Annotated in this window: 26 protein-coding genes; 18 read left to right on the top strand and 8 right to left on the bottom strand. The window is 76.8% G+C overall.

The genetic code is table 11. The annotated features are described in order from the left end of the window. Positions 1–40: 40 nt before the first annotated feature. The 10 genes from BUE37_RS14560 (at position 41) to BUE37_RS14520 (ending at position 6,829) form a co-directional block, all read left to right on the top strand. On the top strand, positions 41–592 hold the full coding sequence (locus BUE37_RS14560; RefSeq protein ID WP_073421001.1) for a DUF6328 family protein: 552 nt from the start codon (positions 41–43) through the stop codon (positions 590–592). A 28-nt stretch (positions 593–620) separates the two neighbouring features. Next, the gene (locus BUE37_RS14555; RefSeq protein ID WP_083628705.1) at positions 621–1,784 is read left to right on the top strand and encodes a ribokinase; all 1,164 of its coding nucleotides are present in this window, start codon (positions 621–623) and stop codon (positions 1,782–1,784) included. 128 nt (positions 1,785–1,912) lie between these two features. Beyond that, positions 1,913–2,053, top strand: a complete 141-nt coding sequence (locus BUE37_RS23910) for a hypothetical protein (RefSeq protein WP_175562896.1) — start codon at positions 1,913–1,915, stop codon at positions 2,051–2,053. 175 nt (positions 2,054–2,228) lie between these two features. After that, positions 2,229–2,867 carry a TetR/AcrR family transcriptional regulator gene (locus BUE37_RS14550; RefSeq protein WP_073421000.1) on the top strand — a complete coding sequence of 213 codons (639 nt, stop codon included), beginning with the start codon at positions 2,229–2,231 and terminating at the stop codon, positions 2,865–2,867. A 107-nt stretch (positions 2,868–2,974) separates the two neighbouring features. Further along, a complete protein-coding gene (locus tag BUE37_RS14545) occupies positions 2,975–3,397 on the top strand; it encodes a hypothetical protein (RefSeq protein WP_073420999.1) in 423 nt (140 codons plus the stop codon). A 46-nt stretch (positions 3,398–3,443) separates the two neighbouring features. Continuing rightward, the gene (locus BUE37_RS14540) at positions 3,444–3,629 is read left to right on the top strand and encodes a hypothetical protein (protein ID WP_073420998.1); all 186 of its coding nucleotides are present in this window, start codon (positions 3,444–3,446) and stop codon (positions 3,627–3,629) included. Between the two features lie 59 nt (positions 3,630–3,688). Continuing rightward, on the top strand, positions 3,689–4,087 hold the full coding sequence (locus tag BUE37_RS14535; protein ID WP_073420997.1) for a lipopolysaccharide assembly protein LapA domain-containing protein: 399 nt from the start codon (positions 3,689–3,691) through the stop codon (positions 4,085–4,087). A 203-nt stretch (positions 4,088–4,290) separates the two neighbouring features. After that, positions 4,291–6,135: an acyl-CoA dehydrogenase gene (locus tag BUE37_RS14530; RefSeq protein WP_073420996.1), complete on the top strand. Its 1,845-nt coding sequence runs from the start codon at positions 4,291–4,293 to the stop codon at positions 6,133–6,135. A 243-nt stretch (positions 6,136–6,378) separates the two neighbouring features. Next, entirely contained in the window at positions 6,379–6,627 is a 249-nt protein-coding gene (locus tag BUE37_RS14525) for a hypothetical protein (protein ID WP_245794615.1), read from the top strand. A 10-nt stretch (positions 6,628–6,637) separates the two neighbouring features. Continuing rightward, positions 6,638–6,829 (top strand): hypothetical protein, encoded by a 192-nt coding sequence (locus tag BUE37_RS14520; RefSeq protein WP_073420995.1) that lies wholly within the window; start codon positions 6,638–6,640, stop codon positions 6,827–6,829. Positions 6,830–6,836: 7 nt separating this feature from the next. Here BUE37_RS14520 and BUE37_RS14515 read toward each other — a convergent pair whose 3' ends face one another. From BUE37_RS14515 to BUE37_RS14495, 5 genes are all read right to left on the bottom strand, one after another. Next, on the bottom strand, positions 6,837–7,442 hold the full coding sequence (locus BUE37_RS14515) for a response regulator transcription factor (RefSeq protein WP_073420994.1): 606 nt from the start codon (positions 7,440–7,442) through the stop codon (positions 6,837–6,839). Further along, positions 7,439–8,653 (bottom strand): sensor histidine kinase, encoded by a 1,215-nt coding sequence (locus tag BUE37_RS14510; RefSeq protein WP_139252994.1) that lies wholly within the window; start codon positions 8,651–8,653, stop codon positions 7,439–7,441. Before BUE37_RS14510 ends, BUE37_RS14515 begins: the two co-directional genes overlap by 4 nt. A 41-nt stretch (positions 8,654–8,694) precedes the next feature. Beyond that, entirely contained in the window at positions 8,695–9,510 is an 816-nt protein-coding gene (locus tag BUE37_RS14505; protein WP_073420993.1) for an ABC transporter permease, read from the bottom strand. 24 nt (positions 9,511–9,534) lie between these two features. Next, positions 9,535–10,482: an ABC transporter ATP-binding protein gene (locus BUE37_RS14500; protein WP_083628703.1), complete on the bottom strand. Its 948-nt coding sequence runs from the start codon at positions 10,480–10,482 to the stop codon at positions 9,535–9,537. A gap of 168 nt (positions 10,483–10,650) precedes the next feature. Beyond that, on the bottom strand, positions 10,651–12,012 hold the full coding sequence (locus tag BUE37_RS14495; protein WP_073420992.1) for an MFS transporter: 1,362 nt from the start codon (positions 12,010–12,012) through the stop codon (positions 10,651–10,653). 243 nt (positions 12,013–12,255) lie between these two features. Between BUE37_RS14495 and BUE37_RS14490 the strand changes: the two genes are divergently transcribed. The 4 genes from BUE37_RS14490 (at position 12,256) to BUE37_RS14475 (ending at position 16,786) form a co-directional block, all read left to right on the top strand. After that, positions 12,256–13,008, top strand: a complete 753-nt coding sequence (locus BUE37_RS14490; protein WP_073420991.1) for a 3-hydroxybutyrate dehydrogenase — start codon at positions 12,256–12,258, stop codon at positions 13,006–13,008. 17 nt (positions 13,009–13,025) lie between these two features. Beyond that, a complete protein-coding gene (locus BUE37_RS14485; RefSeq protein WP_073420990.1) occupies positions 13,026–14,963 on the top strand; it encodes a helix-turn-helix domain-containing protein in 1,938 nt (645 codons plus the stop codon). A 111-nt stretch (positions 14,964–15,074) separates the two neighbouring features. Further along, complete coding sequence (locus BUE37_RS14480; RefSeq protein WP_073420989.1) at positions 15,075–15,965, top strand: 3-methyladenine DNA glycosylase; 891 nt, start codon at positions 15,075–15,077, stop codon at positions 15,963–15,965. Continuing rightward, the gene (locus BUE37_RS14475) at positions 15,962–16,786 is read left to right on the top strand and encodes a tyrosine-protein phosphatase (RefSeq protein WP_073420988.1); all 825 of its coding nucleotides are present in this window, start codon (positions 15,962–15,964) and stop codon (positions 16,784–16,786) included. The genes BUE37_RS14480 and BUE37_RS14475 overlap by 4 nt, the downstream gene beginning before the upstream one ends. Before the next feature lie 4 nt (positions 16,787–16,790). On the opposite strand, the gene BUE37_RS14470 is transcribed toward BUE37_RS14475, so the two are convergent. The 3 genes from BUE37_RS14470 to BUE37_RS14465 form a co-directional block, all read right to left on the bottom strand. Beyond that, the gene (locus BUE37_RS14470; RefSeq protein ID WP_083628702.1) at positions 16,791–18,905 is read right to left on the bottom strand and encodes a diguanylate cyclase domain-containing protein; all 2,115 of its coding nucleotides are present in this window, start codon (positions 18,903–18,905) and stop codon (positions 16,791–16,793) included. A 171-nt stretch (positions 18,906–19,076) separates the two neighbouring features. Next, a complete protein-coding gene (locus tag BUE37_RS23905) occupies positions 19,077–19,229 on the bottom strand; it encodes a hypothetical protein (RefSeq protein ID WP_175562895.1) in 153 nt (50 codons plus the stop codon). 160 nt (positions 19,230–19,389) lie between these two features. Beyond that, a complete protein-coding gene (locus tag BUE37_RS14465) occupies positions 19,390–21,084 on the bottom strand; it encodes a putative PEP-binding protein (protein ID WP_073421879.1) in 1,695 nt (564 codons plus the stop codon). A 169-nt stretch (positions 21,085–21,253) separates the two neighbouring features. Here BUE37_RS14465 and BUE37_RS14460 point away from each other — a divergent pair, with 169 nt between their 5' ends. From BUE37_RS14460 to BUE37_RS14445, 4 genes are all read left to right on the top strand, one after another. Then, complete coding sequence (locus BUE37_RS14460) at positions 21,254–22,024, top strand: DeoR/GlpR family DNA-binding transcription regulator (protein WP_245794614.1); 771 nt, start codon at positions 21,254–21,256, stop codon at positions 22,022–22,024. Beyond that, entirely contained in the window at positions 22,021–23,046 is a 1,026-nt protein-coding gene (locus BUE37_RS14455) for a 1-phosphofructokinase family hexose kinase (RefSeq protein WP_073420987.1), read from the top strand. The genes BUE37_RS14460 and BUE37_RS14455 overlap by 4 nt, the downstream gene beginning before the upstream one ends. Before the next feature lie 18 nt (positions 23,047–23,064). After that, positions 23,065–25,218: a PTS fructose transporter subunit IIABC gene (locus BUE37_RS14450; RefSeq protein ID WP_073420986.1), complete on the top strand. Its 2,154-nt coding sequence runs from the start codon at positions 23,065–23,067 to the stop codon at positions 25,216–25,218. A 67-nt stretch (positions 25,219–25,285) separates the two neighbouring features. After that, positions 25,286–25,546 (top strand): HPr family phosphocarrier protein, encoded by a 261-nt coding sequence (locus BUE37_RS14445; protein ID WP_073420985.1) that lies wholly within the window; start codon positions 25,286–25,288, stop codon positions 25,544–25,546. Positions 25,547–25,582 lie beyond the last annotated feature (36 nt).

Genomic DNA, 25,582 nt, shown 5'->3' with positions numbered 1-25,582 from the left:
AAACGGGTGCGGCGCGCGGCGGCCGGGTAGGGCACCCCGTGTGAGCGTCGACGGGACGGGGCAGCGGTACACGCCGTCGGCCGCGCGCAGCGCCCAGGAGCGCGGGGAGACCCTCGACCAGCTGCTCGACCGGAACCTCGCCGAGCTGCTGCAGGAGCTCCGGGTGGCCATCACCGGCGTCCAGGTGCTGTTCGCCTTCCTCCTCGGCCTGGCCTTCACCGCGCGCTTCCGCGAGCTCGACGACGTCCAGCTGACCGTCTACACCGTCACCCTGCTGGCCACCGCGCTCGCGACCGTGGTGCTCATCGCGCCGGTGTCGTTCCACCGGCTGGTCTTCCGCCGCCGCCGCAAGGCCGCGCTGATCCGCGTCGCCGACCGGATGCTGCTGGCCGGGCTGGCGCTGCTGGTGCTGGCCATCAGCTCCGGGGTGCTGCTCATCCTCGACGTCGTCCTCGGCCGCTGGGCGGGCGTGCTCGGCGGCGGCGCGGTGCTCCTCGTCGGGCTGGTCACCTGGTACGCGCTGCCCCTGGCCGCCCGCCGGCACGAGGCCACCCCCTCCCCCGACGCCGACGCGGGGCCGCCCGCAGGATGAGGGCCCCGCCCGCACCCGGAGGTCGCCCGTGTCCGTCACCGTCGTCGGCAGCCTGAACGAGGACGTGCTGGTCGCCGTCGAGCGGCTGCCCGGGCGCGGCGAGACCGTCGTCGGCCGCGACGCCGCGCTCGCCCCGGGCGGCAAGGGCGCCAACCAGGCGGCGGCCGCGGGCCGGCTCTCCGGCACGGGGGTCGCCATGGTCGGGCGCGTGGGCGAGGACCCCGCGGGCGGGCGTCAGGTGGCCGCGCTGCGGGAGGCGGGCGTGGACACCGCGGGGGTGCTCGCGACGCCGGGGACGCCGACCGGCTCGGCCACCATCCCCGTGGAGGACGGCAGCGGCGAGAACCTCATCGTCGTCGTGCCAGGCGCCAACGCCGCCCTGGCCCCCGCCGACGTCGACGTGCCGGCGGTGCGCGGCGCCGACGTCGTCCTCCTGCAGCTCGAGGTGCCGCTCGAGGCGGTGCGGGCCGCCGCGGACGCCGCGTCCGGCACCGTGGTGCTCACCCCGGCGCCGCCCCGGCCGCTGCCGGAGGAGCTGCTGCGGCGGGTGGACGTGCTGGTGCCCAACGAGCACGAGCTCGTGCAGCTGGCCGGCGCCGGCCCGGCCGGGCGCACGCCCGCCGAGCTCGCGGAGCTGGCCCGCGGCCTCGGCGTCGCGGCCACCGTGGTCACCCTCGGCGCGCGCGGCGCGCTGGTCGTGCCGGCGGGGGGCCCGGCGCTGCTGCAGGCGCCGCCACCGGTGCGCGCCGTGGACACCACCGGCGCCGGCGACTGCTTCACCGGCGCCCTCGGCGCCGCCCTCGCCCGGGGCGACGACCTGCCCGGCGCCGTGCGCGAGGCGGTGGCCGCGGCGGCGCTGTCGACGACGGGCCCCGGCGCGCGCGGGGGCCTGCCCGACGCCGCCGCGGTGCGCGCGCTGCTGTCGCGGGTGCCCGGGGCGCAGGAGGTCGGGGCGAGCGAGGTCGACGGGGGTTCGGCGGCGGGCCGGGCTGGGCAAGGCCCCCTCGACCACCAGGACGGACCCGAGGAGGACGCCGTGACCGAGCCCGAACGGCCGCCACGCTCGCCGGAGCGCGCGGAGGGCGACCCCGCCGGCGAGCAGCCCGACGACGACGGCCGCACGCCCCGCGCCGAGGACCCCGCGGAGGGTCAGCCGATGGGCGACGGCCCCGCCGACACCCCCGGCAGCTGACGCCGGACGGACCCGTCCGGTCCCCGGGCCGGACGGGTCCCGGGGTGACGTGGATCACCTCACCCGCTGGGGGTCCGCGCAGCTCAGGGCCTGTTTCCGGGTCCGGCGGCTCGGGCAGGCTGGGCCTCATGGAGGACACCCAGCACGAGGACCGGCCGGCGCACGAGACCCCCGGCGAGCCCACCGGAGAGCCCGCGACGACGGCGCAGGCCGCCGCCGAGCGCGTCGTACGGCTGCTCGCCAACCCCCGCCGGACCCGCCGCGCCTGACCCGCGCGGCACCTCCGGCCACTCCGGTCCCGGAACCGGTTCGTCACAGCGGTCCCACCCGGCACCGGCGTCCCGACCTGCGCGTTCGCCTCTCGGGACCCCAGTGGGATCACCCGTGCCGGGGGTCCGGCGTGCCGCGAACTGATCCGTCACGGGAGGCGGCAGAGTCGCCGTCGTGACCGCCGCCCTCTCCCTCGCCGACGCCGACAGCCCGGCCCCGGTCCGCCGCAGCCGCGCGGAGCGGGAGGCCATCGTCCTGGACACCGCCGAGCGCCTGTTCGCCGCCCGCAGCTCCCGCAGCGTGGGCATGGACGAGCTCGTCCGCGAGACCGGTCTGGGCAAGATGACCGTCTACCGGCTGTTCAAGAGCAAGGACGAGCTCGTCGGCGCGTACCTCGCCCGCAAGGCCGCCACGGTGCTCGGCCACATCGACGAGCTGCTCTACCTCGCGCCGGACCCGCGCGCCGCGCTGCTCGCCGTCGTCGACTCGGTGCAGGCCGACGTCACCCGCGCCGGCTTCCGCGGCTGCCCCTTCACGAACGTGAGCAGCGAGTACGACGACCCGCAGCACCCCGCCCGCAGCGCGGCCGCCGACTACAAGTTCGAGCTGCACGCCCGGCTGGAGCGGCTGGCCGAGGAGGTGGCCCCCGGCGTCGGTGAGGACCTCGCCGCGCAGGTCCACCTGATCATCGACGGCATGTACCTCTCCGGCGGCCTGCTCGGCCCCGACGGCCCGGCCTCCCACGGCCGCGACCTCGCCGAGCGGCTGATCGACATCGCCACCGCCCGCTCCGCGGCCGGCGACGCCGCCTGACCCGCGTCGGCGGGGGCCCTCCGGCCCCTCCTCCCCCCGCGGCGACTGCCCGGCGAGCGCACCCCGCTCGCCGGGCAGACGTGTCCGTGGACCCGCAGGATGAGCCGGTGACCGACCGCACCCGTCCCGACCTCGACGACACGACCGTCGAGGGGCTGGGCAAGCTCTCCGAGGCCCTGGAGACCATCGAACAGGCCCGCGGCCAGCTCTACGGCTTCCACCAGCACTCCGGCAAGGCCGACCGGCTGCTGCAGGAGGCCGTCGAGAAGTTCCGCGAGGCCGGCCACACGCAGCTCGCCGACGACCTCGACCGCGACCTCGTCGGCCGCAACGTCATCGCCGACCGCTGGACCTTCCAGATCGTCGAGGACTACGACGCGTCCTACTGGTCGGCGTTCCGCGACTTCGACGAGCGGGCCCGCACGGAGCTCTCCGGCGGGGACCGGCACGTGTTCGAGGCGCGGATGAAGCAGCGCGAGCGCACGGCCGGGCACCCGGCGCACGAGGCCGGCCCCGCGCTCGACGACTGAGCCGCCCGGGTCGCCGTCGCCACGGGGCGCGCGCAGACTCGGGCCGGTGAGCACGCGCGAGCAGAAGATGCCCGAGCCGGACTCCCCGCGCTCGGTCGGCCCCCTCGGCAGCGACACGTCGGGCCCGCCGGCCCCGGACTCCGACGGCCCGGAGGCCACCGGCCCGGCCGACGGCGCGGCCGGCCCGTCCTGGCCGCCCGCGGAGACGGAGCCGGCGGCGCACCGGGACTGAGCTCCCCCGGCGGGGTGCCGGCCGTTTGAGCGGGGCCTCCAGCGGACAGACCGTCGGGCGTGACCGCTCCCGGAACGCCCGCCGAGCCCCGGCCCTCCGCGCCGGGCACCGATCCCTTCGCCACCGGCTACGGGACGACCGCCTCCGGCCCGACGGCCGGCACCCCGGCCGCCACGTCGGGTGGCACGTCCGGCGGCACCACCCCGGCCCCGCGGCCCTCCCGCGCCGGGTCCGCCGGCCGCACCATCGGCCGTGGCCTGGCGCTGGCCCTGCTCATCGCCGTCACGGTGGTCCTGGTGCTGTTCATCGTGTTCAACGGCGAGACGGTGCCGATCAGCCTGGTCTTCACCGACGTCCGCGCGCCCCTGGTGGTGGCGCTGCTCATCGCTGCTGGGCTCGGCGCCCTGTTCGCCGCCCTGCTGGGCGCGGTGCTGGCCGCCCGACGCCGCAACCGCTGACCCCCGCCGGGCCCGCCCGGCACCTCCTAGCCCGCCGGGCCTCCTCCCCGGCGCCGACGGCCCGGGACACCCCGCTCTGACCCCTGCGGGCGTGTCCCGGGCCGCGCCCTTGCTCCTGGTTACCCGCCGGTAATAACGTTCGTTACCGGCGAGTAGGCACACCTGCCGCCGCCCACCGGCACGGAGCACGGGAGCGACACCGCATGAGCCACTACACCGCGAACCTGCGGGACCTCGAGTTCAACCTGTTCGAGTTCCTCGACACCAAGGACCGGTTCGGCACCGGCCCGTTCGAGCAGATGGACGCCGAGACGGCGCGCGGTGTGCTCGCCGAGATCCGCCGGCTGGCCGAGGGCCCGATCGCCGAGAGCTTCACCGACGCCGACCGCAACCCGCCGGTGTTCGACCCGGCCACCTCCTCGGTGACGCTGCCCGAGAGCTTCAAGCGGTCGGTGCGCGCGATCGAGGACGGCGAGTGGTACCGCCTCGACCTGCCCGAGCACCTCGGTGGCTTCGGCGCCCCGCACGCCCTGACGTGGGGCGCCTTCGAGATGGTGCTCGGCGCCAACCCCGCCGTCTTCATGTACGGCTCATGGGCCGCCTTCGCCGCCGTCCTGCACGAGCTCGGCACCCCCGACCAGAAGCGCATGGCCGAGCTGATGCTCGAGCACAAGTGGGGCGCCACCATGGTGCTCACCGAGCCCGACGCGGGCTCCGACGTCGGCGCCGGCCGTACGAAGGCGGTGCGCCAGGACGACGGCTCCTGGCACGTCACCGGCGTCAAGCGGTTCATCACCTCCGCCGAGCACGACCTCTCCGACAACATCGTCCACCTCGTGCTGGCCCGCCCCGAGGGCGCGAAGCCGGGTACCAAGGGCCTGTCGCTGTTCGTCGTCCCCAAGTTCCACGTCGACCTCGAGACCGGCGCCCTCGGCGAGCGCAACGGCGTGTACGTGACCAACGTCGAGAAGAAGATGGGCCTCAAGGTCTCCACGACCTGCGAGCTCACCTTCGGCGACGGGCCGGTGCCCGCCAAGGGCTGGCTGGTCGGCGAGGTGCACGACGGCATCGCGCAGATGTTCAAGGTCATCGAGCACGCCCGGATGTTCGTGGGCACCAAGGCGATCGCCACCCTGTCGGCCGGTTACCAGCAGGCCCTGGCCTTCGCGAAGGAGCGGGTGCAGGGCGCCGACCTCACCGCGACGTCGAAGGACGCCCCGCGGGTGACGATCACCCACCACCCCGACGTGCGCCGCTCGCTGATGCTGCAGAAGGCGCACGCCGAGGGCATGCGGGCGCTGTACCTCTACACCGCGAGCTTCCGCGACCAGGTGACCGAGGCCGAGGCCGCCGGCACCGCGGACAGCGAGGAGGCGCGGCTGGCCGCCCGCGTCAACGACCTGCTGCTGCCGGTGGTCAAGGGGTACGGCTCCGAGCGGGCCACCCAGCTGCTCACCCAGGAGTCGCTGCAGACCCTCGGCGGGTCGGGCTTCCTGCAGGACTACCCGATCGAGCAGTACATCCGCGACTCCAAGATCGACACCCTCTACGAGGGCACGACGGCGATCCAGGGCCAGGACTTCTTCTTCCGGAAGATCGTCAAGGACGGCGGCGTCGCGCTGACCTGGCTGGCCTCGCAGATCCAGGCCACGATCGACGCCGAGGTGGGCAACGGCCGGCTCAAGGAGGAGCGGGCGCTGCTGGCCACCGCCCTCGCCGACGTCCAGGGCATGCTCACCGCGATGTTCGGCCAGCTCACGGCCGCGCAGGAGGACATGGCCAACGTCTACCGGGTCGCCCAGAACACCTCGCGGCTGCTGCTGGCCGCCGGTGACCTGGTCACCGCCTGGCTGCTCGTGCGCCAGTCGGAGGTGGCCCTCGCCGCCCTCGCCGGCGAGGTGGGCGAGAAGGACCGCCTGTTCTACGAGGGCAAGCTCGCCGCCACGCGCTTCTTCTGCACCCAGGTGCTGCCGAAGCTCACCGCGGAGCGGGCCATCGCCGAGGCCACCGACAACGCGCTGATGGAGATCCCCGAGGCCGCGTTCTAGGAGGACCCGCCTGCCCCCCACCGCTCGCACGCTCGCGGCGGGCCCCTGCAGGCGGGCCGTTCCAGCACCTCACCGAGATGGCCGCCGTCCCCACCCGGGGGCGGCGGCCGTCGTCGTGTGGGGCCGCCGTGTGGGCCCGGCCTCGCGGCATGGTGCCCGACCTCGCGCTGCGGGGTGGGGTCGGGCACCACACGGCGAGGCCGGCAGCCGGGGCCGGGCCGTTTCGGGGGGACGACGGCGGGCATGCCCCTCCCCGTGACCGACCCGCAGGGCAGCGACCGCATCCAGCAGGACGTCCCCACCGCGTCGGGGACCGGCGACAACAGCGACAGCGGCTCGTCCTTCGAGGACGTGCCCCTGACGCGCGAGGACGCGCTCGAGCGCGACGCGGCCGCGGGCGACGACCTGCCGGCCCGCGCGGACAGCGACGTCGCCCGCGCCCGGGGCGGCGACGCCTCCGGCGAGGTCGAGGGCCCCACCCCCCGTTCCTGAGGAGGACCAGATGAGCGAGACCGACCACAGCGGCTACGGGGAGTCCCCCGACACCACCGACGGGCCGACCGAGTCGAACATGGTCGACGGCGTGCCCGGCGAGGACCGCTCCGACGGCGGCGAGGCCGACGTCACCCTCACCACCGACGCCGAGGCGCAGCGCGACGACTCGGTCGTGCGCGGCGGCAACCAGGCCGGCTGAGCGCAGCTCAGATCCAGCCGTGGCGGCGGGCGACCTCGACGGCGACGTGCCGGTTGGCCGCGCCGAGCTTGCCCGCCGCCGAGGACAGGTGGTTGCGCACCGTCCCCGGTGACAGGTGCGCCCGCGCGGCGATCTCCTCGACCGGCGCCCCGCCGGCGGCCAGCTCCAGCACGTCGGCCTCGCGCGGCGTCAGCGGGCTGTCCCCCGCACTGATCGCCTCGGCGGCGAGCTCGGGGTCGACGTAGCGGCCGCCGCCCGCCACGGTGCGCACGACGTCGGTGAGCACCGCAGCGGGCACGGTCTTGGGCAGGAACCCGCGCACGCCCGCGGTGAGCGCCCGCTTGAGGTGCCCGGCCCGCCCGTGCCCGGTGACGATCACGACCGCGCAGCCGGGCACCAGGCCCTGCAGCTGGGCGGCGACGGAGATGCCGTCGAGGTCGGGCATCTGCAGGTCGAGCACCGCGACGTCGGGCGTGTGACGGCGGGCCATCGCCAGCGCCTCGTCGCCCGACGCCGCCTGCGCGACCACCTCCAGGTCGTCCTCCAGCGCCAGCAGGGCCGCCAGCGCCGAGCGGATGAGGTTCTCGTCGTCGGCGAGCAGCACGCGGATCACGGCACCTCCTCCACGGCCGGCACGCGCGCCGGCACCCGGGCCACGACGACGAACCGCTCGCCCACCGGCCCGGCCGACAGCTGCCCGGACGCCGCCGTCAGCCGCTCGGCCAGGCCGCGCAGCCCGCTGCCCCAGTCCGCCCCGGCGCCGGTGACGCCGTCGTTCTCCACCCGCAGCTCCACCGGGTCGCCGGGGACGAGGGTGATGGTGCAGGTGCCGGCCGAGCTGTGCCGCAGCACGTTGGTGACCGCCTCGCGCACCACCCAGCCCAGCGCCGCCTGCGCCGCCGTCGGCAGCCTGGTGCCGGCCTCCTCGCCGCGCACGGTGCAGGCGATGCCGGCGGCGCGCAGCACCGAGCGGGCACCGGCGAGCTCGCCGGCCAGGTCGGTGGAGCGGTAGCCGCGGACGACGTCGCGCACCTCGCGCAGCGACTCCTCGGCGATCCGGCTGATGTCGGCCACCTCGTCGGCGGCGCCGGGCCGGCCGCGGCGCACGAGCTCGCCGGCCAGCTGGCTCTTCACCGCGATCGCCGAGAGGTTGCGGCCCATGACGTCGTGCAGGTCGCGGGCGAAGCGCAGCCGCTCCTCGGCGACGGCGAGCTGCAGCTGCACGCCGCGACTGCGGTCCATCTCGACGACGACGTCGAGGATCCAGACGGAGAACCGGAAGGCCAGGGTCGTCGCGGCCACCGCCACCCCGATCGAGACCGCGCCGACCACGGCGGCCGGCACCGCGCTGCCGTCGAGCAGCGCGCCGACGGCGGTGAGGACCGTGACCCCGGCGGCGCCGGCCACCAGACGGCGGGTGGCGACGGTGACCGACAGCGCGAGCAGCACCTCGGCGCCGACGAACCCGGCCGCCCAGGGCACCGCGGGCGAGGGCCCGCTCGCCGTCCCCGCGGCGCCGACCACGACCACGCCGACGACGACCAGGCCGGCGAGGACCGCGACCGCGAGCGCCACCCGGTCGGGGCCGGCGGCGCGGTCGGCGAACCCGCGCCGGCTCAGCTGCACGGCGGCCGCCGTCGTCGCCAGGGTGGCGGCGAGGAGCAGCAGCTCCAGCCAGCGCGGGGCACCGGTCCAGTCCGAGGCCACGGCGAGGAGGCCGAACAGCGGCAGCGCGGCGAGGAAGGAGTAGTACGACCACCGGGTGTAGAGCTCGATCCGCTGGGGGTCGCTGCGGCTGCGCCACCAGCGTGCGACGGTCGGCACGGCGCCCATGCTGCCGTACCGACCGTCACGGGCGGGGTCGCTCACCGGCGCGGGGCCCACCGGAACACCTGGCGGGACACCGACGCGGCGACGGCGATCCAGGCGCCGAGCACCAGCAGGGGCTGCGGCGCGGCCGCCCAGGCACCGGCCCAGTCGACGGCCTGCCCGTCCCAGGTCTGCCCGGCCAGACCCAGGCGGGCGAGCTCCACGACCGGCTCCACCGGGGTGAACCGCAGCACCTCGGCGACGCGGTCGGGGAAGACGTCGAGCGGGTACAGCAGGCCCGAGGCCGCGGTGGCCACGAGCACCAGCGGCAGCGTGGTGATCTGCGCGGACTCCGGGGTGCGGGTGAACGACGTGCTGGCCACGGCGAGCAGCGTCATCAGCGCGGTCCCGCCGAGCAGGGCGAGCAGCGGCAGCACGACGTCGACCGGCGCCGCCCACTCGCCGATCACCGCGCTGCCGGCCAGCACGAGCACGACCTGGGCGACGGTGACCAGCAGCGTCGGGACGGCGGTGCCGAGCAGCACCTCCGCGCCGCTGAGCTCGCCGCTGCGCATCCGCTGCAGCACCAGCTCCTCGCGGCGGGCGACGAACGTGGTGACCAGGTTGTAGTAGGTCAGGAAGACCAGCGTCACGCCGAGGGAGGTCACCACCAGGCGGGGACCGAGCGCGCCCTCGCCGCCGATGTCGGTGAGCGGGACGAGCGCGACGAAGAACAGCGGCAGCAGCAGCGAGTTGACGACGGCGGTGCGGTTGCGCAGCAGCAGCCGGGTCTCGGCGCCGGCCAGCGCCAGCGTGCGGCGCAGCCGGGACGGCGCGGGACGGGACGGGGCGGGGACGGTGGCGGCGGTCATCGGGGCTCCTCTCGGGGGCGGGGGTCAGGAGGGGTCGGCGCCGTCGGCGACGGCGAGGAAGGCCTGCTCGAGGGAGGCCGCGCGGGCCTGCAGCCCGCCGAGGACGACGCCGCGCTCGGCGGCCTCCACGAGCAGGCGGGTGAGCACCGGCTGCAGCGCGCGGGTGTGCAGCTCCACCCGCGGGCCGTCCGAGACGACCTCGGCCCCGGGGACGGCGGGCAGCGGCGCGGCGCCGTCGGGCAGGGTGAAGCGGATGGTGGCCGGCTGGGTGGCGGCGATCTCGGCGGCCGTCCCGGACAGCACGATCCGGCCGGCCCGCATGACCGCGATGCGGTCGGCGAGCTCCTCGGCCTCCTCGAGGTGGTGCGTGGTGAGCACGACGGCGGCACCCTCGGCCACGCGCTGCCGGACCAGCGCCCAGACGGTGCGCCGGCTCTCCGGGTCCAGGCCCGTGGTGGGCTCGTCGAGGACGATCACCCGCGGGGAGCCGAGCAGCGCGAGGGTGAGGTCCAGGCGGCGTCGCTCGCCGCCGGAGAGGCTGCGGACGCGGACGTCGGCGCGGCCGGTGAGGTCCACCTGCGCCAGCGCCTCCTCGACCGGGCGCGGGCCGGTGAGGGTGGCCGCCCACATCGCGACGGTCTCGCGGACGGTGAGGTCGGCGGGCAGGCCGCTGGTCTGCAGCAGGACGCCGAGGTGCGGGCGGACGGCGGCGCGCTCCCGGACCGGGTCGGCGCCGACGACGCGCACCGTCCCGCCGGACGCCGGCGCCAGGCCCTCGAGCACCTCGAGGGCGGAGGTCTTGCCGGCGCCGTTGACGCCGAGCAGGGCGAACACCTCGCCGGGGTGGACCTCGAAGCTGATGCCCCGGACGGCCTCGACGTCGCCGTAGCGGCGGCGCAGGTCGGTGACCTCCACGACGGGGGCGGCACGGCCGGTCGCGGCCGGGACGGGAGCCGGGTGGGTGAGCGGCACGGGGCCTCCTCCTCGTGCCCCGCCGGCCGCTGGTCGGCCGGTCCTCCGGGGCACGTCCCCACGCTCCCGCCGGCGCAGGCCCGGCGCGGGTGCCGTCTCTCACGACCTGGCGCCGGGCGCGCACGGGCCCCCCGTGACGCGTGTCATGGGGGGCTCGTGGACCGGGTGTCAGACGGCGGCGGTGCGGCGCTCCCCAGTGGAGGCGACGGCGTCGTCGGCGCCGAGGTCGCGCACCCGCGTCTCGCCGTAGGAGAGGACGGCGACCAGGGTGACGACGGCGCAGGCGGCCACGTACAGCGAGACCCGGCCCGGGGTGGGCTCGGAGAAGCTGCCGAGCAGCGCGACGGCGATCAGCGGCGCGGGGGCGCCGGCGATGACCGAGGCGAGCTGCGCGCCCACGGAGACGCCGGTGTAGCGGGCCTTGGTGCCGAACAGCTCGGCGAAGAACGCCGCCTGCGGCCCGTACATGGCGCCGTGGAACAGGAAGCCGACGACGAGGGCGAGCACGACCAGCCAGAAGCTCCCGGTCTCGTAGAGCTCGAACAGGGCGAACGCCCACACCCCGGTCCCGGCGGCGCCGAGCAGGTAGACCGGCCGGCGGCCGACCCGGTCGGACAGCGCGCCCCACAGCGGGATGGTCACCAGGTGCACCGCCGAGGCGACGAGCAGCGCGTTGAGGGCGAACGAGGAGTCCAGGCCCAGCGCCTGGGTGAGGTACGCCGTCGTGAACGCCGTCAGCACGTAGAAGGACACGTTCTCCGCGATCCGGGCGCCCATGGCCACCAGGACCTCCCGCTTGTAGCGCGCGAGGACGACGGCGATCGGCGCCTGCTCGGCGGCACCGGTCTCGCGCGCCCGCGCCTCGGCGGCCCGCTGGGCCTCGAGGAACACCGGCGACTCGCTGACCGCCAGCCGCACCCACAGGCCGACGAGGATGAGCACGGCCGAGAGCAGGAACGGGATGCGCCAGCCCCAGGCCTCGAACGCCGCGTCGGACTGGAAGGCCGCGAGCAGCGCGAGCACCGCGGTGGACAGCAGCTGCCCGGCCGGGGCGCCGGCCTGCGGCCAGGACGCCCAGAAGCCGCGGTGCTCGGGGCGCCCGTGCTCGGACACGATGAGCACCGCGCCGCCCCACTCGCCGCCGAGCGCGAAGCCCTGCACGAGGCGGAGGAACACCAGCAGCAGCGGCGCGAGCGCGCCCACCGTGGCGTAGGTGGGCAGCAGTCCGATGGCGAAGGTGGCGCCGCCCATCATCAGCAGCGAGACGACGAGCAGCTTCTTGCGGCCCATCCGGTCGCCGTAGTGGCCGAAGACCAGGGCGCCGATCGGGCGGGCGGCGAAGCCGATCGCGTACGTGCCGAACGCCAGCAGCACGCCGGCGAAGTCGGACGAGTCGGGGAAGAACAGCGGGCCGAAGACGAGCGCGGCGGCCGAGCCGTAGAGGAAGAAGTCGTACCACTCGACGGTGGTGCCGATGATGCTCGCGCCGACGACGCGGCCGAAGCGCCCTCGCTCTCGGGGTGCGGTCATGCGGGGTCTCCTGGGGGGACGTCGGGGTCCGGTCGTCCCGACGCTAGGAAGCTGATCGCGTTCCGCCCATGTGCCCGAGGACAGTCCTGTGACCTGGTTCATGTGGTCCGGGCCCATGCACTCGCGGCGACGACCGGTGGCGGGGCACCGGATACCCGGTGTGGCCGGACACCACCGAGGCAGCGCCGAGTGTGTGGCCGCGAGCCGTGGGAGTCGCGGCGGTGCGGTCCTACCCTCGCCGCCATGGCTGCGCAGGACCTGGCGGGACGGCGGGCGCTCGTGACGGGCGGCGCCTCGGGCATCGGCCGGGCGGTCGCGGCCCGGCTGGCGGAGGCCGGCGCGGCGGTCGTCGTCGCCGACCGGGACGCCGCGGCGGCCGGGCGGGTCGCGGCCGAGGTGGGCGGCACCGCGGTCGCCGTCGACCTGACCGACCTCGCCGCCGTCGACGCGCTGGACCTCGACGTCGACGTGCTCGTCAACAACGCCGGCTTCCAGCACGTGGCGCCGCTGCACGAGTTCCCGCCCGACGTCTTCGCCACCATCCTGCGGCTGATGGTGGAGACGCCGTTCCGGCTGGTCCGCGGCGCGCTGCCGCACATGTACGCGCGCGGCTGGGGCCGGGTGGTCAACGTGAGCTCCGTGCACGGCCACCGCGCCTCGCCGTACAAGTCCGCCTACGTCACGGCCAAGCACGCGCTGGAGGGCCTGTCGAAGGTGGTGGCGCTGGAGGGCGCGGCGCACGGAGTCACGTCGAACTGCGTGGCCCCGGCCTACGTGCGCACGCCGCTGGTCGAGGGGCAGATCGCCGACCAGGCGCGCTCGCACGGGATCTCCGAGGACGAGGTGGTCGAGCAGGTGATGCTCGCCCCGGCCGCGCTCAAGCGGCTGATCGAGCCCGCCGAGGTGGCCGACGCCGTCGCCTGGCTCTGCTCGCCGGCCGCGGCCTCGGTCACCGGCACGTCGCTGCGGATGGACGGCGGGTGGACCGCCCACTGACGAGGCGGCCGGGCAGGATGCCGCACGTGACCCGGACCACAGCGCTGCCCGCCGACGGCGCCGGCCCGCCGCCGCGGGTGCCCTCCGCGGCCGCCGAGTACCTGCAGCTCGTCCTCGACGACGCCGCCGCGATCGAGTACGAGGGCCCGCTGGTGCGCGCCCGCTCGGGCGGCGCCGACCCCGAGAGCCTGGCCGAGCTCGAGCGGGTGCGGCTGCTGGCGCTGCAGGTGCGGGCCGCGTTCGCCGCCCGGCGGCGGCGCGAGTCGGAGCTCTCGGCGCTGTTCGACACGGCCAGCGACCTGGCCACGCTGCGCGGCGTCGACTCGGTGCTCACCGCGATCGTGCGGCGGGCCCGGCAGCTGCTCGGCACCGACGTCTCCTACCTGACCCTCAACGACGACGCCCGCGGCGACACCTACATGCGGGTGACCGACGGGTCGGTGTCGGCGCGGTTCCAGGCGCTGCGGCTGCCGATGGGCGCGGGCCTCGGCGGGCTGGTGGCGCAGACGGCCGCGCCCTACTCGACGGCGAGCTACTTCACCGACTCCCGGTTCCACCACACCGACGCGATCAACAACGGCGTGCGCGAGGAGGGCCTGGTCGCCATCCTCGGCGTCCCGTTGATCCGCGGATCGCAGGTGATCGGCGTCCTCTACGCCGCCGACCGCACCGAGCGCACCTTCGACCGCTCCGAGGTGGCGCTGCTCGGGTCGCTCGCGGCGCACGCCGCGATCGCGATCGACAACGCCCGGCTGCTGGAGGAGACCCGCACGGCGCTCGAGGAGCTGTCCGCGGCGACCCGGGAGCTGCGGGCGCACACCGAGTCGGTGGAGCGGGCGGCCGGGGCGCACGACCGGTTCATCGACCTGGTGCTGCGCGGCGGCGGCGTGGAGGACGTGGCGGCGGCGGTGACCGAGGCGCTCGGCGGGCGGATCACCGTGCTCGACGAGGAGGGCCGCCCGACCTCCGGCGACGACGGCGCGCTGCCGCCGGATCCCGCCGGCGCGCTGGCGCTGGCCCGCTCGACCGGGCGCACGGTGGGCGACGGCGGGTGGTGGACCGCCGCCGTCACCGTGGGCAGCGACCTGCTCGGCGGCCTGGTGCTGCAGCGCGACGGCGACCTCGCCGAGGGCGACCGGCGGATCCTCGAGCGCGCCGCGCTGGTCACCGCCCTGCTGCTGCTCATCCGGCGGACGGCCAGCGAGGCCGAGGGCCGGGTGCGCGGCGAGCTGCTCGACGAGCTGCTCACCGTGCCGCTGCGCGACCCCGAGGGGCTGCGCGAGCGGGCGCGGCGGCTGGGCACCGACCTCGACCGCCCGCTCGCGGTCGTCGTCGTCCGGGTGGAGGAGCGCTGCCGCGGGCGCGCGCTGGCCGCGGCCGGGCACCTGGCCGCCACCCGGGCGGGGCTGGCCGGCGTCCGCGACGGCCGGGTGGTGCTGTGCCTGCCGGACCTGGAGGCGGGCGAGGCGGCGGCGCTGGCGCGGCGGGAGGTCGCCGCGGCCGTGGGACGGCCGGTGACCGCGGGCGGCGCCGGCCCGGTGCCGGGCCCGGCCGCGGTGGCCGCCGCGGCGGCGGAGGCGGCGCGCTGCGCGTCGACGCTGCTGGCGCTGAGCCGCGACGGGCAGTCGGCGAGCGCCGGGGAGCTCGGCTTCGTCGGCCTGCTGGTGGGCGAGGGCCGCGACGTGCCGGGCTTCGTGCAGGCGACGCTGGCCCCGGTGCTCGACTACGACGCCCGCCGCGGCACCGACCTGGTGGCCACGCTGCGGGCGTGGTTCGACACCGGCGGCTCGCCGGCGCGGGCCGCCGAGGCGCTCAACGTGCACGTCAACACGGTCACCCAGCGGCTGGACCGGGTGGGCCGGCTGCTCGGGCGGGGCTGGTCCTCGCCCGAGCGGGCGCTGGAGGTGCAGCTGGCACTGCGGCTGCACCGGCTGACCGCGGCCGACGGGTCCTGACACCGGGCGTCCGCCGCGACACCGGGACGTGCACCGACGGTGCACCCGCGCGCCGCGGAGGCACACCGGCCGCACGTCAGCGGAGGCCGGCGGCCCTCCTACCCTGGTCGGGTGCCCGTCGCCGTCCTGCTGCCCGCGGCGGAGTGGACGGCGCGCGCCGCGGCCCACGACGCCCGCGTCGAGCGCTGGACCGCCCCGCACCGCGAGCGCCGCCGGCGCGGCGAGAGCCACCCGGTGCTCGACTTCCTGTTCACCTACTACTCCGAGACGCCGAGCCGGCTGCGCCGCTGGCACCCGGGCCCCGGCGTCGCCCTGGCGCCCGACGGCGGTCCCGCCCCGCACGCGGCCTGGCGCTGGTACGCCACCGGCGACGACGGCGCGGTGACCCTCGACGTCGCCGCGTACCTCGCCGACCGCGGCGACACCGTGCGGTTCGTCCGCGACCTGCTGGCGGCCACCGCGGCGCGGCCGGCGCAGACCGGCTGCCTCGGCCTGCACGAGTGGGCGATGGTCTACCGCGCCGACGAGCGCCGGCACGCGGTGCCGCTGCGGCTGGGCCGGGCGGGCACCGACGCCGTCGTGGAGTCCCACCCCGTGCGGTGCAGCCACTTCGACGCGTTCCGCTTCTTCACCCCGGACGCCGTCGGCCTCAACCGGCTGCGGCCGACGCGGGAGACGCAGGTCGCGATGGAGCAGCCGGGCTGCCTGCACGCCACGATGGACCTCTACAAGTGGGCCTACAAGCTCTCCCCCGCGGTGCCCGGCGAGCTGCTGGCCGACTGCTTCGCCCTGGCCGTCGAGGTGCGCGAGCTGGACATGCGGGCCTCCCCCTACGACCTCGCCGACCGCGGCTACGCGCCGGTGCGGATCGAGACGCCGGAGGGCAAGGCGGAGTACGTGGCCGCGCAGCGCGGGTTCGCCGAGCGCGCCGCGCCCCTGCGGCGGCGGCTCGTCGAGGTCTGCGACGCCCTCCTCGGGGCGCGCTCTACCGTCGGGGCGTGAGCTCACCGCACCCCGACCGCTGGCTGCGACTCGACGGCACCACCAACACGCGCGACCTCGGCGGCCTGCCGACCACCGACGGCCGGCGGACGCTGCCGGGCCGGGTGCTGCGCAGCGACAACCTGCAGACCCTCAGCGACGACGACCTGCGCCGGCTGGCCGAGCTGCCGCTGCGCGACGTGATCGACCTGCGCACCACCGCGGAGGTGCTGCTCGAGGGCCGGGGGCCGCTGCGCTCGGTGGAGGGCGTCACGCACCGGCACCTGAGCCTGCTGCCGGAGAAGGGCCGCCACACCGACGTCTTCGCCGTCGAGGAGGACGACCTCCCGGAGCTCCCCGCCGACTGGGTGGAGACGCTGCTGCCGCGGCAGACCACCGAGGCCGACGAGGTGGAGCCGCCGGCCGTGCGCGCCTACCTCGGCTACCTGCACCACCGGCCGGAGAACGTCCTGGCCGCGCTGCGGGTGATCGCCGGCGGCGAGGGCGCGGCGGTGGTCCACTGCGCAGCGGGCAAGGACCGCACCGGCGTCGTCGTCATGTTCACCCTGGCCGCGGCCGGGGTGCCCGAGGAGGAGATCGTCGCCGACTACGCGCTGACCGCCGAGGTCATCGAGGCGCTGGTGGCCAAGCTGCGGAGCTCGCCGACCTACGCCGAGGACATGACCCGGCGCGACGTCGCGAGCCACACCCCGCGCGCGGAGACGATGCGGCGGCTGCTGGAGATCCTGCACGAGCGGCACGGCGGGCCGCTGGGCTGGCTCACCGAGCACGGCTTCGGCCCCGACGAGCAGGCCGCCCTGCGGGCCCGGCTGCGCGACTGACCCCTCAGGTCGCCGAGCGGGGCTCCGGCGCCGGCGGCCGGTCGCGGTGCTTGGTGCGGTACATCGCCGCGTCGGCCTCGCGCAGCAGCCGCTCGGCCACCGCGTGCGGGTCGGCGGCCACCCCGGAGTGCACGGCCACGCCGGTGCTCGTGCCGACGTCGACCGGGATGCCGTCGAGCCGGAACGGCTCGCCGAACGCCGCGGCGACCCGGGCGACCACGCCGTCGGCGGCGCCCGGCCCGGCCAGCCGGGGCACCAGGACGGCGAACTCGTCGCCGCTGAGCCGGCCGATCGTGTCGCCGGGCCGGACGGCGGCGCGCAGCCGGGCCGACACCTGACGGAGCAGCTCGTCGCCGGCGGCGTGGCCGAGGCCGTCGTTGACCGCCTTGAACCGGTCGAGGTCGCTGAACAGCACGGCGACGTGACCGCCGGCCGGGGAGGCGGCGAGCGCCTCGACCAGCCGGTCGCGGAAGAGCACCCGGTTGGGCAGCCCGGTCAGCGCGTCGTGCGTGGCCTGGTGGCGCACGGTCTCCAGCAGCCGGGCCTTCTGCAGCGCCGTCGAGGCCTGGTCTCCGACGCCGCGCAGGCGGGTGAGCACCTCGCCGTCGAGGGCGTCGGCGGTCTGGCCGGCGGCCCAGCTGGCGGTGACCACGCCGAGGAAGGTGGCGCCGGCCTGCAGCGGCAGGGCGACGACGTCGGTGAGGTCCAGCGCGGTGAGCAGCTCCCGCATCGGCGCGCTGGACCCCCGCGCGGTGAGGACGCGGGGCTCGCGGTCGGTGAGCATGGCGAACAGCTCGGGGACGTCGGCGGCGCGCAGGTCGGCCGCGCGCAGCACCCGCTCCTGGGCGGGCGCGAGCCCGTCGCACGCCGCCGCCCGGAGCACCGCCCCCGCGGGGTCCCACAGCAACACGCCGGAGCTGCCGCACCCGACGATGCTGGGGAGCGCGCGGGCGACGACGTCGGCGACCGCGGGCGCCTCGGCGGCCTGCGCCAGGCCGTGGGCCAGGTCCAGGAGCGCGCCCGCGCGCCGGGCTTCGGCACGGCTGGTCTCCAGCGCCATCACCAGGTCGAGGGCGGCGGCCGCGTGACCGGCGTAGGCGGCGAGCATGGCCCGCTCGTCGCCCAGGCCGCCGTCGGCCCGGCCGAGAGCGGCCAGCCGGCCGTGGGTGCGCCGCGCGGAGGCGACGTCGACGGCGACGGAGCCCGGGCCGAGGTCCTCCCCGGTGAGCAGGCGGGCGGTGAGACCCGGGACCTCCGCCGCGGGGAGGCCGGCGCTGTGCACGAGGGGGGCGCCGCCGTGCGGTGAGGCGACGGCGAGCAGGTAGGCGGGCGCCAGGACGGCCGCGGCGGCGCGCTCGACGATGCGCGGGAGGACGGTGCCCAGGTCCTCGCCGTCGACGAGGTCGGTGGCCGCGGACTGCAGGGCCCGCACCTGGTCGCGCAGGGCGGCGAGCTCGGGGTCGGTTCCGGCGCGGCGGCGCCACGGCAGCCGCGACCGCCGGTCCCAGGACAGGGAGTAGACGCAGGCGGGGTGCCCGTCGGACTCGCACTCCTCGTGCACGACGCGCGCGGGGGCCAGCCCGAAGACGGTGGGGACCATGGTGATCAGGCCCCGGGCGTAGTCGCAGTCCAGCCGCGAGTGCACGTGGCCCTCGTGCAGCCGGTAGCGGAGGGTGGCCGAGGTGGCGTCGGCGTCGAGCACCTCCATCGTGGAGGTGGTGGAGAAGTTGGCGACCGCGCGCGGGAGCCTCGCGTAGACCTGCCGCGGGGACCCGAGGGCGCGCACCAGCACGACCACGCTCGCGTTGAGGCCCGCACGCAGCGACTCCGCGCCCACGCGGAACATCACGCCGGGGTCGCCGAGCACCTCGGTCGCCGCGGTGAACAGCCGGATGCGGGTGTCGTAGCTCGTCCAGGTCGACGGGAGGCTCAGCTCGGCCGCGCTGAACGGCACGCCCGCCCGCCGCAGCAGCTCCTCCACCCCCGCCTCGCCGGCGTGCGCGCGGACGAAGGACAGCACGAGCCCGGTCGTGGCGCCCGACGTCTCGCGGGCCTCCTCGGCCGCGGGGCCCGTCCCGCCGCCCCGCTGCTCCCCCGGCTCCCCGTGCGCTCCCGTCACGGGCGGGTCATCGGCACGACGCGCGGGCCGGTTGAGCCGCCGACCCGAAGGGGGGAGGCCGGCCGGAGGTCCCCGAGAGGACGGCCCGGGCGCCCCCGGACAGCAGTCGGCCCCGGGCTGCGGGGCAGACCGGGGCCGTGCGGATCGCGTCCCTCCGGGGGACGCCGCGCGTCAGAAGTCGCGGGTGTGGAACGCGCTGCTGTTGGCCATCGTGAGCAGCTCGTCGCGCATCGCCGGGCTGCTGCTGCGCGCGAGCGCACGGTCCAGCGCGCGCCGCGTACGAGCCGCCTGCCGACGCTGCCGCCAGGTGGTCGTGATCGACATCTCGTCGTCTCCTCTTTCGGTGCCGGTGTGGGGGTGCACCTGTAGTAAAGCAGGCACGGGCCACATCATTCCGACGATCCGTAGGGAGCGTCGTCACATCTCCGACGATCGTTCACCCTGAGGGTGGGGCGGGCGGCCTCCCGGCCACCCGCCCGACGGCTCAGCCCCGGGTGAGCGCGGCGCGGGCCGCGGCGCGCGCGGCCCGCGGGTCGTCCGCGGCGAGCGCGGCGTCGGCCGCCTCCCGGCAGGCCGCGGAGTCGACGGCGGCCAGCCGGGCACCGACCCCGGCCACGGCCGGCGCGGCGCACGACAGCGAGGTGACGCCGAGTCCGGCGAGCACGCAGGCCAGCAGCGGGTCGGCCGCCGCCTCACCGCAGACGCCGACCGGCTTGCCCGCGCGGCGGCCCGCGGCCGCGGTGGCCGCCACCAGCGCGAGCAGCGCCGGCTGCCAGGGGTCGGTCAGGTCGGCGAGGTCGGCGGAGAGCCGGTCGGCGGCCAGCGCGTACTGCGACAGGTCGTTGGTGCCGATCGACAGGAAGTCGACGTGCTGCAGGAACCGGTCGGCCAGCAGCGCCACCGACGGCACCTCGACCATGATCCCGGGCACCAGGCCGCGGTCGCGCACGCGCGCGGCGAAGTCCACGGCCTCCCCGACGGTGGCCACCATCGGCGCCATCACCCACGGCGTGCTGCCGGTGCGGCGGGCGGCCTCGGCGACGGCGTCGAGCTGGCGGTCGAGCAGCCCCGGGTCGCGGCGGGCCACCCGCAGGCCCCGCACGCCGAGGGCGGGGTTGGCCTCCTCCGGCGGCGTCGCGAACTCCAGCGGCTTGTCCGAGCCGGCGTCGAGGGTGCGCAGCACCACGCGGCGGCCCGCGGCGGCCTCGAACACCTCGGCGTAGCCGGCCGCCTGCTCCTCGACGGTCGGCTCGGCGGCGCGGCCGAGGAACGCGAGCTCGGTGCGGAACAGGCCCACCCCCTCGGCGTGGGCGGCCATCGCCGCGCGCGTGCCGGCGCCGTCCTGCACGTTGGCGTAGACGGGGACGGCGACACCGTCGCGGGTGGCGGCCGGGCCGCGGTAGCCGGCCAGCGCCTCGGCGGCGCGGCGGGCGGCCTCCACCTGGGCACCGGCGGACGACGGCTCCGGGTCGACGGTGACCGTGCCCTCCTCGGCGTCGAGCAGCACGGTGGCGCCCTCGGGGACGGCGTCGAGGCCCTCGACCGCGACGACCAGGGGCAGGTTGAGCTGGCGGGCGATGATGGCGGTGTGGCTGGTCGTGCCGCCCAGCCGGGTGGCGAGGCCCAGGATGCGTGCCGGGTCGAGGCCCGCGGTGTCGGCGGGCGCGAGGTCGTCGGCGAGCAGGACCGACGGGGTGTCGGGGGCCGGCGCTCCGGGCTCGCCCTGACCGGTCAGCTCGGCGACGACGCGGTCGCGCACGTCGCGCACGTCGGTGACCCGCTCGGCCATGACGCCGCCCAGTGAGGTGAAGACGTCGACGAACTGCTGGGCGGCCTGCACGGTGGCCACCGCGGCCGGGACCCCGGTGGCGATCCGCTGCTCGACGGCGCCCAGCAGGCCGCGGTCACGCGCCAGCCCCGCGGTCGCCGACAGCACCTCCGCGGTCATCCCGGTGGCGGCCGCGGCCCGCGCCGCCAGCCGGCCGGCGACCGCGTCCGCGGCGGCGGTGAAGCGCGCCCGCTCCTCCTCGCGCGCGGCCTCGGGCAGCGTCTCCGCGGACGCCGCGTCGGGCAGGCGCACCGCGCCGGCCGGGCGCACGACCGGGCCGAGGACGACCCCGGGGACGACGGGCGTGCCGGTCAGCGGGGTGGTGGCGCGGCTGGTGGTGGTGCTGGACATGCGGACCTCCACGTCGGGGATGAGCTGGGGACGCCGTCGTCCGTCGGTGACCAGACTCACGAATCCCTGTTGACTTGTCAACGTAACCAACGTAGAACCACAGAGACACAAGCCGGTTACCACATGTTCGGGCGACCGAGACCGGGGATCCGGCCGACGGAGGAGGTGGATGGTGTACGCCGAGGAGCGCCAGCAGGCGATCGCCACGCTCGTCACCGAGCAGGGCCGCATCGCGGTCACCGCGGTGGCCGAGCAGTTCGGCGTGACCACCGAGACGGTGCGCCGCGACCTCGCCGTCCTCGAGCGGGCCGGCGTGCTGCGCCGGGTGCACGGGGGCGCGGTGCCGAGCGGCGCGCTGACCCTCGTGGAGACGGCGCTCGTCGAGCGCAACGCCACCCACGCGGAGGCCAAGCGCAAGATCGCGGCGGCCGCGGCCGACCTGCTGCCCGCCGCAGGGGGCAGCGTCCTGCTCGACGGCGGCAGCAGCACCGCCGCGCTGGCCGAGGTGCTGCCGGGCGACCGCGGCCTGTTCGTCGCCACCAACTCGGTGCCGATCGCCGCCCGCCTCGCCACCGCCCCCGGGATCACGCTGCACGTGCTCGGGGGCCGCGTGCGCGGGCTGACCCAGTGCGCCGTCGGCGAGTCCCCCGTGCGCGCGCTCGCCGACCTGCGCGCCGACGTCGCCTTCCTCGGCACCAACGGCATCACCCCCGGCCACGGCCTGACCACCCCCGACGAGGCGGAGGCCTCGGTCAAGCGGGCGATGGTCGCCGCCGGCCAGCGCGTGGTGGTGCTCGCCGACAGCAGCAAGATCGGCCGCGAGCACCTCGTCCGCTTCGCCGCGCTCGACGACGTCGACGTCGTGGTCACCGACGGCGGCGCCGACCCGGCCGACGTCGAGCGGCTGGAAGACGCCGGCGTCGAGGTCGTGGTCGCGTGAGCGCCGCTCCGCGACGGGGCCGGGTCGTCACGCTCACCGCCAACCCCAGCCTCGACCGCACGCTGGCGCTGCCCGGCGCGCTGGCCCGCGGCGAGGTCGCGCGGCTCGGCGCCAGCGTCACCGAGCCCGGCGGCAAGGGCGTCAACGTGGCCCGCGCGCTCGCCGCGGCCGGGGCCGACGTCGTCGCCGTCGTGCCGGCCGACGCCGGGGACCCCCTGGTCGCCGCGCTGTCGGCGCTGGCGCTGCCGCTGGTCACCGTCCCCACCGGCGCGCCGGTGCGCACCAACTACTCGCTCACCGAGCCCGACGGGACGACCACCAAGCTCAACGAGCCGGGAACCACGCTGGACGCCGCGGTGCGCGCCGCGCTCACCGGCGCGCTGGTCGCCGCCGCCGAGGGCGCCGCCTGGGTGGTGCTGTCCGGCTCGCTGCCCCCGGGCACGCCCGAGGACTGGTACGCCGACCTGGTCCGCGCCGTCCGCGGCACCGGCGCCCGGGTCGCCGTCGACACCTCCGAGGCGCCGCTGCGCGCCCTGCTCGCCGCGGGCCCGGACGCCGCTCCCGACCTGCTCAAGCCCAACGCCGAGGAGCTCGCGCAGGTCACCGGCACGAGCGAGGCCGAGCTGCTGGCCGACCCGGCGGCGCTGTCGGCCGCGGTCGCGCGGCTGCACGACGGCGGCGTCGCCGAGGTGCTGCTGACCCTGGGCGGCGACGGCGCCGTCCTGTCCACCGCGGCCGGCGAGGTCTGGTCGGCCCGCGCGCCGCAGATCGCCGTCCGCAGCACCGTCGGCGCCGGCGACTCCAGCCTGGCCGGCCACCTGCTCGCCGACCTCGCCGGCGCGCCCGCCGCCGACCGGCTGCGGCGCGCCGTGGCCACCGGCTCGGCGGCCGCGGCGCTGCCCGGCTCCGCAGTCCCGACGCCGGACCGGGTCGACCCGGCCGCCGTCGCGGTCACCCCCGGCCTGCCCGGGGTGCCCGGCTCCCCCGAACCCGTCCCGGCCGCCGGCCGCGACGTCCCCTGACGCCCCGGAAGGTCCGTCATGTCAGCACTGATCACCCCAGAGCTGGTCGTCCTCGACGCCGATCTCGGCTCCGAGAAGGCCGCGGTCGTCCGCCGCCTCGCCGGCCTGGTCGCCGACGCCGGCCGCGCCACGGGCGCCGAGGCGCTCGCCGGTGACGCCCTCGCCCGCGAGGCGCAGGCGGCCACCGGCCTGCCCGGCGGCATCGCCATCCCGCACTGCCGCTCGGCGGCGGTCACGCAGGCCTCGCTGGCCTTCGCGCGGCTCGACCCGAAGGTGGACTTCGGGGCCGCCGACGGCCCGGCCGACCTGGTCTTCCTCATCGCCGCCCCGGCGGCCGGCGACGCCGACCACCTGACGCTGCTGTCCGCGCTGGCCCGCGCGCTGGTGCGGCCCGACTTCGTGGCCGCGCTGCGTGCCGCCGCCTCGCCGGCCGACGTCGTCGCGCTGGTCGAGGAGGTCGTCTCCCCCAGCCCGGCCACGGGCGCCACGGCCGCCACGAGCACCCCGGCACCGGCCACCACCCCGGCCGCCACCCCGGCCGCCGCGGCACCGGTGTCCACGGAGAAGAGCCCCGCCCGCCGCCGCCTGGTCGCCGTGACCGCGTGCCCGACGGGCATCGCGCACACCTACATGGCCGCCGACAAGCTCACCGCCGCCGCGCAGGCCGCCGGTGTCGACCTCGTCGTCGAGACCCAGGGCTCCTCCGGCGCCACCCCGCTGGACCCGGCGGTCGTCCGTGACGCCGAGGCCGTCGTCTTCGCCGTCGACGTCGGCGTGCGCGACCGCGACCGGTTCGCGGGCAAGCCGGTCGTGCAGGCCGGCACCAAGCGGGCCATCAACGACCCCGACGGGATGATCCGCGAGGCGCTGGCCGCCGCCGACGACCCGAACGCCCGCCGCGTCCCGGGTGCCGGCTCGGGCGCCGGCTCCGGTGAGGCCGCCGCGCCGGCCGCGCGCCCGGGCACCGCGTCGGAGATCCGCCGCTGGCTGCTCACCGGCGTCAGCTACATGATCCCGTTCGTCGCGGCCGGCGGCCTGCTGATCGCGCTGGGCTTCCTCTTCGGCGGCTACCAGATCGTCAACCCGAACCCCGACGTCGAGGGCTCCAGCTACGCGCTGAGCTGGGTGCTGAACAACTCGTTCTTCGACCTGCCCACCGCCTCCGGCGTCGAGGGCCTCAACGACGGCTTCCTCGGCTACCTCGGCGCGGTCTGCACCGTGCTCGGCCAGGCGGCGTTCGGCTTCCTGGTCCCGGCGCTGGCCGGCTACATCGCCTTCGCCATCGCCGACCGCCCCGGCATCGTGCCCGGCTTCGTCGTCGGCGCCGTCTCGGTGAGCGTGGGCGCGGGCTTCATCGGCGGCCTGGTCGGCGGCATCATCGCGGGCTTCGCGGCCCGCTGGATCGCCTCCTGGAAGCTGCCCACCGGCGTCCGCGGCCTGCAGCCGGTCGTGATCATCCCGCTGCTGGCCACGCTGATCTCCAGCGGCATCATGGCCGTCCTGCTCGGCCGCCCGCTGGCCGCGGCGCTCGAGGGCCTCGGCAACTGGCTCAACGGCCTGACCGGCACCTCGGCGGTCCTGCTCGGGATCATCCTCGGCCTGATGATGTGCTTCGACCTCGGCGGCCCGGTGAACAAGGCGGCCTACGTCTTCGCCACCACCGGCCTCGCCGCCGGCAGCGGCGCCCCGCTGGTCATCATGGCCACGGTCATGGCCGCCGGCATGGTCCCGCCGCTGGCGATGGCGTTGAGCACGCTGGTCCGGCCCAAGCTCTACACGCCGGCCGAGCGCGACAACGGCAAGGCCGCCTGGCTGCTGGGCCTGTCGTTCATCTCCGAGGGCGCCATCCCGTTCGCCGCGGCCGACCCGCTGCGGGTCATCCCGTCGATGATGCTCGGCGGCGCCACCACCGGCGCGATCGTGGCGGCCAGCGGCGTGGAGCTGCGGGCCCCGCACGGCGGGATCTTCGTGTTCTTCGCGATGAACGGGGTGCTGATGTTCCTGGTCGCGCTGGTCGTCGGCACCGTCGTCGGCGCCCTGGCGGTCACCGTCGCCAAGAGCATCGGCGGGAGGAAGACGGGCACGGACGTCCCCGAGGACGCCGTCGACCTGGCCCACGCGCACACCGCCGGCGCGTCCGCGCCGGCCCCCGGCGCGCCGGCCCGCGTGTGACACGGCAGGCTCGACCCCACCACGACCGTTCCTGAGAAGCACCGTTCCTGAGAAGCGAGGACGACGCATGCCCAGTCAGACCGTCACCGTCGGCTCCCGGGTCGGCCTGCACGCCCGCCCGGCCGCGCTCATCGCCGAGGCCGTGGGCAAGGCAGGCGTCCCGGTCACCCTGGCCACGCCCGGCGGCGCGCCGGTCGACGCCGGGTCGCCGCTGATGATCATGACGCTCGGCGCCCAGAAGGGCGCGGAGGTCACCGTCACCAGCGACGACGCCGCCGTCGTCGAGCGGATCGCCGGCCTGGTGGCCGCCGACCTCGACGCCGAGTAGCCCCGCGCACGACAGCGGCGCCCGTCCCCCGCGGGG

The organism is Geodermatophilus nigrescens, assembly GCF_900129495.1.
Taxonomy (GTDB): domain Bacteria; phylum Actinomycetota; class Actinomycetes; order Mycobacteriales; family Geodermatophilaceae; genus Geodermatophilus; species Geodermatophilus nigrescens.
The sequence above is the reverse complement of the archived record's forward strand: the minus strand, read 5'-3'. Positions and strand labels throughout refer to the sequence as shown.